This window comes from Roseicyclus amphidinii (assembly GCF_030163755.1).
Taxonomy (GTDB): Bacteria; Pseudomonadota; Alphaproteobacteria; order Rhodobacterales; family Rhodobacteraceae; genus Roseicyclus; species Roseicyclus amphidinii.
The window spans coordinates 1-6451 of record NZ_JASJOE010000105.1 but is presented as its reverse complement, the minus strand read 5'-3'; the positions used below and the strand labels follow the sequence as shown (position 1 = coordinate 6451).

The window sequence follows — 6451 nt, the reverse complement described above, 5'->3', positions numbered from 1 at the left end:
CCTGCAGCCGCGCCACGTCCTCGGGATTGCGGGCGGCGGCGATCACCGTCCAGCCGCGCGCGCGCAGGCCACGGGCCGCCGCCGCGCCGATGCCCGAGGAACACCCGGTGATGAGAACGCTCCGCCCCACGCCTGCGCCTTTCGCTGCCATCCGCCTGCCGTGCCGCCCGCACGGGTCGGGGCCTGCCTAGGGCAGGACTTGCAGCAGGGCAAGCGATGGAGTTGAGTGGCGTGTGTCTGCGCAATATCGGCTAAAATAGAAATAATTTACGCCGTTTATTTTACGCAGCGGGAAATGCGCGCGGCTTCGGAATAACCTGAATGAGTAAATAGTGATGTATGTAAATCAATTCGCCCGAGGCGAATGCCGACCTGTTCCCGCCCCCCGCCAATTCCGGGTGACGCCGAGCGCACCAGGCCCCGCGCAATTCCGGCCCATCCATCCGCCGGAAAAAGAAAGAGCGGGCCAAGGGCCCGCTCTTCCGTCACTCGTTACACGAATGAACTCAGAACGACATTGCCGCGCCGAGGTACCAGTTGCTGGTGCTGGCGGTGCCGGCAACGATTTCCAGGCCACCGCCCAGATCGTATGCACCGGTCAGCTCCCATGCGGAAGCTTCGTCGGTCGACACGTCGATCGAGAAGCCCTGGGCCGAGTAGCCGAGGTCCAGATCCCAATCGCTGTTGTTGTCGACAGCGAAGCCGACCGAGAACATGTCGGTTTCGTAAGCGGCCGAGAGCGTGGTCACCTTGCCGTCGGTCTCGTACTCCAGGCCGACTGCGAATTCGGTCGTGATGGAGTAGCCGACGCTGAGGTGCATTTCGCTGCTGTCGTCGGTTTCCAGGAAGGCGACGAGCGGAACCGTGCCGGCTTCGTTACCGTCGTAGGCCAGTTCGAGCGACCAGGTGTCGCCTGCAGCTGCGGTTGCGTTCAGGTTGTAGGTCAGCGTCACGCCGAAGCCAGCTGCGTCGTAGGCGTAGCTGAAGTCATGCGAGAAATCGTCATCGTAGACGTTGTCGATGCCGTCCTTGTCGAAGGTCAGCGTGCCGAACTCGCCCGAGATGAAGATCGAGCCGAGGCCGAAGGTGCCGTCTTCGTCGTCGTTGACAGCGCCGGGGGTGTCGAACTCGGCGGTGCCGACTTCGCCGATGTCGAGATCGGTGCCGACGGTCACGTCCATGGTCGCGCCGAAGGTCAGGCCGTTGTCGGTCGCGCCTGCGAAGGTCACTTCGAGTTCGAGCGAGTTGTAGATGTCGGTCACGCCGTTCGTGCTGTCGTGGAAGATACCCGCGCCTGCGCTACCGCCGAGCGTGATGTCCTGAGCCGCTGCAACGCCTGCCGATGCCACCAGGGCAGTCGTAGCGAAGATACTGCTTTCGAATTGCGCGTTGAATTAAAGGACGCCACAATTTATCGTGGCAATTGTTGCGGAGGGGAATCCGGTTTCGAAAATCCGGTCCCGCTCTGCCTGTGCCAGTGCCGAAATGACGATCCGCGCCGCGCGATGCGGGATGTGTGTTCGGGTCGTGTCGGTGTTTCCGTGATCAGTGCCTTTTTCGGTGCGTCCTTCGTCCCCATCGGGGATGGCGCGCCGGAATTGGGTGTCAGCAACAGGATGGACGGCAATGAATGACATGCCCGACGCCCCCGTGGTCCGGGGCTTCTCTTTCTGCGCGCCTGCCGAAACGCTCAACGCGTTCTTCGACGAGCATTACATGCCGCATTGCCTTGCGACCACGCGGGGGCACCGGCACACGCGGCTGACCTACGAAAAGCACCTGCGCGACACGCTGGGGCCGATGCGCTGGGAGGCGATGACGCCGCTGGTGCTGAACGCCTGGCTGAGGCGGCAGATCGGCGAGGGGCTGAAGAACACCACCATCAACAAGCACATCTTCCTGGTGAACCGCCTGCTGCGCACCGCGCGCGACTGGGGCGCGCTGCCCGAGGGGGTGCCGGGGGTGCCGCTGCTGCGCAAGCTGCCCACGGGCGATTACCGGCAAAGGTTCCTGTCGCCGCAGGAGATCGGGCGGCTTCTGGCCGCCTGCGACCGGGTGAACCACCCGTTCCTGACGCTCTTCATCCGTTTCCTCGTGCTGACCGGCGCGCGCAAGGGCGAGGCGCGGATGGCGCGCTGGCGCGACATCACCCTGTCGGAAAGCCTGTGGCGCGTGCCGATGTCGAAAAGCGGCCGCTCGCGCCGCATCCTGCTGAGCGAGGCGGCGATCAGCGTGCTGGAGGCGACCCGCGCGCGCAGCCGCGAGCTTGGCCTGCCCGAGGGGCCGGATGCGCCGATCTTCACCAACCCCAAGAGCGGCACCTTCTACGGCAGTTTCCACATCGCCTATTTCAAGGCGCGCGAAGCCGCGGGCCTGCCCGAGGTGCGCATCCACGACCTGCGCCACACCTACGCGAGCCTGCTGATCAACGAGGGCGTCAGCCTTTACGAGGTGCAGGAGTTGCTGGGCCATTCCTCGGCCGCGATGACGCAGCGCTACGCGCATCTGCAGCCCAACAAGCTGCGCGCGCGGACCGAGATCGTCAGCCGCCTCGTGCTGGAAGGGGATGACGCGCGGGGTCAGTTCACCGGGGCGAGGAACCGGTCGGCCATGTAGCCCTCGACGCCATTGTCGACGGTGCGGATCTGAACCCAGCCGTTGCCGAGAGACGCCAGCAGTTCGGCCTGCGCGCCGAGGGTCAGGGCCTCGAGCACCGCATCCTCGGTGGAGGGGCCCGCGCGCAGGTTGACGCGGGTGCCCGTGACCTCGACGAGGGGCAGGCTGGCCCCGGCGGTGGCCGCGTCGGGCGAGGGGGCGGAGGTCGAGGCCGAGGCGCCCACGGTTTGCACGCTGCGCGCCGCGCCGGGCGTCGAGACCTGCTGCACCGCCGCCTGCCCTTCATCCAGCGCCACCGGGTCGATCACGGCCGCGATGGTCAGCACGCGGCCATCGGCCGTGACAAGGCTGTCGGACGGCATCCGCCCCGGACGGGTCGCCTCGAAGGGCGCGGCCGAGCGGGTTACCGCCGCCGGAGCCTCCTCCGCGGGGGTGTTGTCGCCGGAATAGATCACGAGGCCCGCGTAGATCGCGGCGCACAGCATCAGGGTCAAACGCAACATGTGGTTCAGGTTTCCTCACCGGATCATAGGGTTATAGCCCTCTGCGGCACGATTCGCCGACTCCGGAATCCCGCAGTCGCTTCGTTTTCCGCGCTGGACGGGGGCGGCTGGCTCGCGTATCCGACATGCAGATGACCGAGCACGATGACACACAAGATAAGGGGGGCGATGGCCGCCAGACGTCCGAGCCCTTGGCCCGGGCCATCGGCGCGCGCTACCTGCAATACGCGCTTTCGACGATCATGCACCGCGCGCTGCCCGATGCGCGCGACGGCCTGAAACCGGTCCATCGCCGCATCCTCTACGCGATGCGCGAACTGCGCCTCGCCTCGACCGGCGGCTTCCGCAAGTCGGCCAAGATCTCGGGCGACGTGATGGGCAACTACCACCCCCATGGCGACGCCGCGATCTACGACGCGATGGCGCGTCTCGCGCAGGATTTCGTGATCCGCTACCCGCTGGTGGACGGGCAGGGGAACTTCGGCAACATCGACGGCGACAACCCCGCGGCCTCCCGCTACACCGAGGCGCGGATGACCGCGATGGCCGAGGCGCTGATGCAGGGCCTCGACGAGAACGCGGTCGATTTCCGCCCCAACTACGACGGCACGCTGGAAGAGCCCGAGGTTCTGCCCGCCGCCGTGCCGAACCTGCTGGCCAATGGCTCGTCCGGTATCGCGGTGGGCATGGCCACCAACATCCCGCCCCACAACCTCGACGAGCTGATCGCGGCCTGCCTGCACCTGATCAAGACGCCCGACGCCCGCGACGAGACGCTTCTGAACTACGTCCACGGCCCCGATTTCCCCACCGGGGGAATCATCGTAGAACCGCGCGAAAGCATCGCCGAGACCTACCGCACCGGCCGCGGCGCCTTTCGCCTGCGCGCGCGCTGGGAGGTCGAGGACCAGGGCCGCGGGACCTGGCAGATCGTGGTCACGGAAATCCCCTACCAGGTGCAGAAATCCAAGCTGATCGAGAAGCTGGCCGAGCTGATCCAGCTCAAGAAGGTGCCGATCCTCGCCGATGTCCGAGACGAGAGCGCCGACGACATCCGCATCGTGCTGGAGCCGCGGTCGAAGAACGTCGACCCCGAGGTGCTGATGGGCACGCTGTTCCGCCAGTCGGACCTCGAGACGCGCTTCTCGCTCAACATGAACGTGCTGATCGACGGGCGCACGCCCAAGGTCTGCAGCCTCAAGGAGGTGCTGCGCGCCTTCCTCGACCATCGCCGCGACGTGCTGCTGCGCCGCTCGCGGCACCGGATGGAAAAGATCGACCACCGGCTCGAGGTGCTCGAGGGCTTCATCATCGCCTTCCTCAACCTCGACCGCGTGATCGACATCATCCGCTACGACGATGACCCGAAACCCGCGCTGATGCGCGAGGATTGGGGGCGGGACTTCGTGCGCGCGACCGACGAGTCCGATTACGTCACGCCGCCGCCCGGTGACGGTGAGCTGACCGAGGTGCAAGCGGACGCTATCCTCAACATGCGCCTGCGCTCCTTGCGGCGGCTGGAGGAGATGGAGCTGATCCGCGAGCGCGACGCCCTGATGGAAGAGCGCGCGGGGCTCGAGGACCTCATGGCCGAAGACGGGCTGCAATGGGCGAAGATCGCCGAGGAGCTGCGCGAGGTGCGCGCGAAATTCGGCGCCAAGGCGGAGGGCGGCGCGCGGCGCACCACATTCGCCGAGGCGGGCGAAGTGGAGGAGGTGCCGCTCGAGGCGATGATCGAGCGCGAGCCGATCACGGTCGTCTGCTCGAAGATGGGCTGGATCCGCGCGATGAAGGGCCACATCGACCTGTCGACTGAGCTGAAGTTCCGCGACGGCGACGAGGGACGCTTCCTGTTCCACGCGGAAACCACCGACAAGCTGCTGATCTTTTCTTCGGCCGGCCGGCTCTACACGCTGTCCGCGGCCAACCTGCCGGGTGGCCGTGGCTTGGGTGAACCCGTCCGCTTGATGGTGGACCTGCCGAACGAGGATCAGATCCTCGACATGTTCATCCACCGCCCCGAGGGCAAGCTGCTGGTCGCCTCCTCGGCCGGTGACGGCTTCCTCGTGCCCGAGGCCGAGGTGGTGGCCCAGACCCGCGCGGGCAAGCAGGTGCTGAACGTCAAAGACGGGATCACCGCCCGCGTCTGCCGTGCCGTGGCGGCCACGGATGATGCTGTCGCGGTGGTGGGCGAGAATCGCAAGCTTCTGGTCTTCGGGCTGGACGAGTTGCCGGAAATGGCGCGCGGCAAGGGCGTGCGGTTGCAGAAATACAAGGACGGCGGGCTGTCGGATGCGCGCAGCTTACGTCGCGCCGACGGGCTCAGCTGGCTCGACCCGGCGGGTCGGACGCGCACGGTCGAAGACCTTGCCGAATGGGACGGCAAACGCGCCAGCGCGGGCCGGATGGCCCCCCGCGGCTTCCCGCGGGACAACCGGTTCACGTAGGCGCAGCGGAAATCTCGAGATTTCCGACTGGGAAAACTGCAGTTTTCCCAAACCGAAAAACTGCAGTTTTTCGCCCGCGCCCGGTCGATCCGGTGCATCACGGCCCGCCCGTTGCGCTGGCTCAGGCCGGCGTGGCCTCGAGCCAGACGCCGCCTTCGGGGCGCAGCGTCAGGATCATCACCGGGTCGGGCCGCCGGCCCGGCACGGCGGTGAAGCGGAACCGCGCCAGCAGCGTGGCGAGGATCACCACCGCCTCCTGCAGCGCGAAGCGCGCCCCGATGCAGATGCGCGGACCGTCACCGAAGGGCAGGAACTGGTAGCGGTCGATGCCTGCGCGGTCCGCCCAGCGGTCGGGGCGGAAGGCGTCTGGATCGTTCCAAAGCTTGCGATGCCGGTGCAGCCCGTAGACCGGGATCATCACCGTGTCGCCGGGCCGGATCACGGCGGCCGACAGCCGGTCCTCGGCCTGTGCGGTGCGCGACAGGAAGCCGCCCGGCGGGTAGAGGCGCAGCGCTTCCTCGACCACCTGCCGCACGTAGCCCAACCGCGGCACGTCCGCCGCCCCGGCGGCGCGGAGGCCCAGCACCGACTGCGCCTCGTTCCGGGCGCGGGCCTGAACGCCCTGGTCGAAAGCGCAGAGGTAGAGCGCCCAGGCCAGCGTCAGCGCCGTCGTCTCGTGGCCCGCCACGATGAAGGTCAGCAGGTTCTCGCGCAGTTCGGCGTCGGTCATCTCGCGCCCCGTCTCGGGGTCGCGCGCGCCAAGGAGAAGGTCCATCAGGTCGGGCACCGCGCCGGGTCCGGTGGCGCGCCGCCGCGCGATGGCGGCATCCATCGCGGCCTGCATTCCCTCAAGGTCGCGCGCCGCCGCCGCGCGTCCGGGCCGCG

Annotated in this window: 7 protein-coding genes; 2 read left to right on the top strand and 5 right to left on the bottom strand. The window is 67.4% G+C overall.

Features of this window, described 5'->3' with window-relative positions:
* The 3 genes from QQK83_RS18440 to QQK83_RS18430 form a co-directional block, all read right to left on the bottom strand.
* Positions 1 to 151 (bottom strand): SDR family NAD(P)-dependent oxidoreductase (locus QQK83_RS18440; protein ID WP_284266807.1); only part of this gene is annotated, 151 nt, incomplete at its 3' end.
* Positions 152 to 506: 355 nt separating this feature from the next.
* Positions 507 to 1352, bottom strand: coding sequence for a porin (locus tag QQK83_RS18435; protein ID WP_284266805.1), 846 nt, complete (start codon positions 1350 to 1352; stop codon positions 507 to 509).
* Between the two features lie 42 nt (positions 1353 to 1394).
* Entirely contained in the window at positions 1395 to 1637 is a 243-nt protein-coding gene (locus QQK83_RS18430) for a hypothetical protein (RefSeq protein ID WP_284266803.1), read from the bottom strand.
* On the opposite strand from QQK83_RS18430, the gene QQK83_RS18425 reads away from it, so the two are divergent.
* On the top strand, positions 1636 to 2616 hold the full coding sequence (locus tag QQK83_RS18425) for a tyrosine-type recombinase/integrase (protein WP_284266801.1): 981 nt from the start codon (positions 1636 to 1638) through the stop codon (positions 2614 to 2616). The two genes, QQK83_RS18430 and QQK83_RS18425, sit on opposite strands and share 2 nt — an antisense overlap.
* Here the strand turns inward: QQK83_RS18425 and QQK83_RS18420 are convergent.
* On the bottom strand, positions 2580 to 3119 hold the full coding sequence (locus QQK83_RS18420; protein ID WP_284266799.1) for an SH3 domain-containing protein: 540 nt from the start codon (positions 3117 to 3119) through the stop codon (positions 2580 to 2582). The genes QQK83_RS18425 and QQK83_RS18420 overlap by 37 nt on opposite strands.
* 131 nt (positions 3120 to 3250) lie before the next feature.
* On the opposite strand from QQK83_RS18420, the gene parC reads away from it, so the two are divergent.
* Entirely contained in the window at positions 3251 to 5566 is a 2316-nt protein-coding gene (gene parC / locus QQK83_RS18415; RefSeq protein WP_284266797.1) for a DNA topoisomerase IV subunit A, read from the top strand.
* 121 nt (positions 5567 to 5687) lie between these two features.
* On the opposite strand, the gene QQK83_RS18410 is transcribed toward parC, so the two are convergent.
* The coding region (locus QQK83_RS18410; RefSeq protein ID WP_284266795.1) for a cytochrome P450 at positions 5688 to 6451 on the bottom strand (764 nt) is incomplete at its 5' end.

Coding starts and splice junctions, on each gene's coding strand:
- QQK83_RS18420 (WP_284266799.1), bottom strand. CDS start 3,119: ATGTTGCGTTTGACCCTGATGCTGTGCGCCGCGATCTACGCGGGCCTC.
- QQK83_RS18425 (WP_284266801.1), top strand. CDS start 1,636: ATGCCCGACGCCCCCGTGGTCCGGGGCTTCTCTTTCTGCGCGCCTGCC.
- QQK83_RS18430 (WP_284266803.1), bottom strand. CDS start 1,637: ATGTCATTCATTGCCGTCCATCCTGTTGCTGACACCCAATTCCGGCGC.
- parC (WP_284266797.1), top strand. CDS start 3,251: ATGACCGAGCACGATGACACACAAGATAAGGGGGGCGATGGCCGCCAG.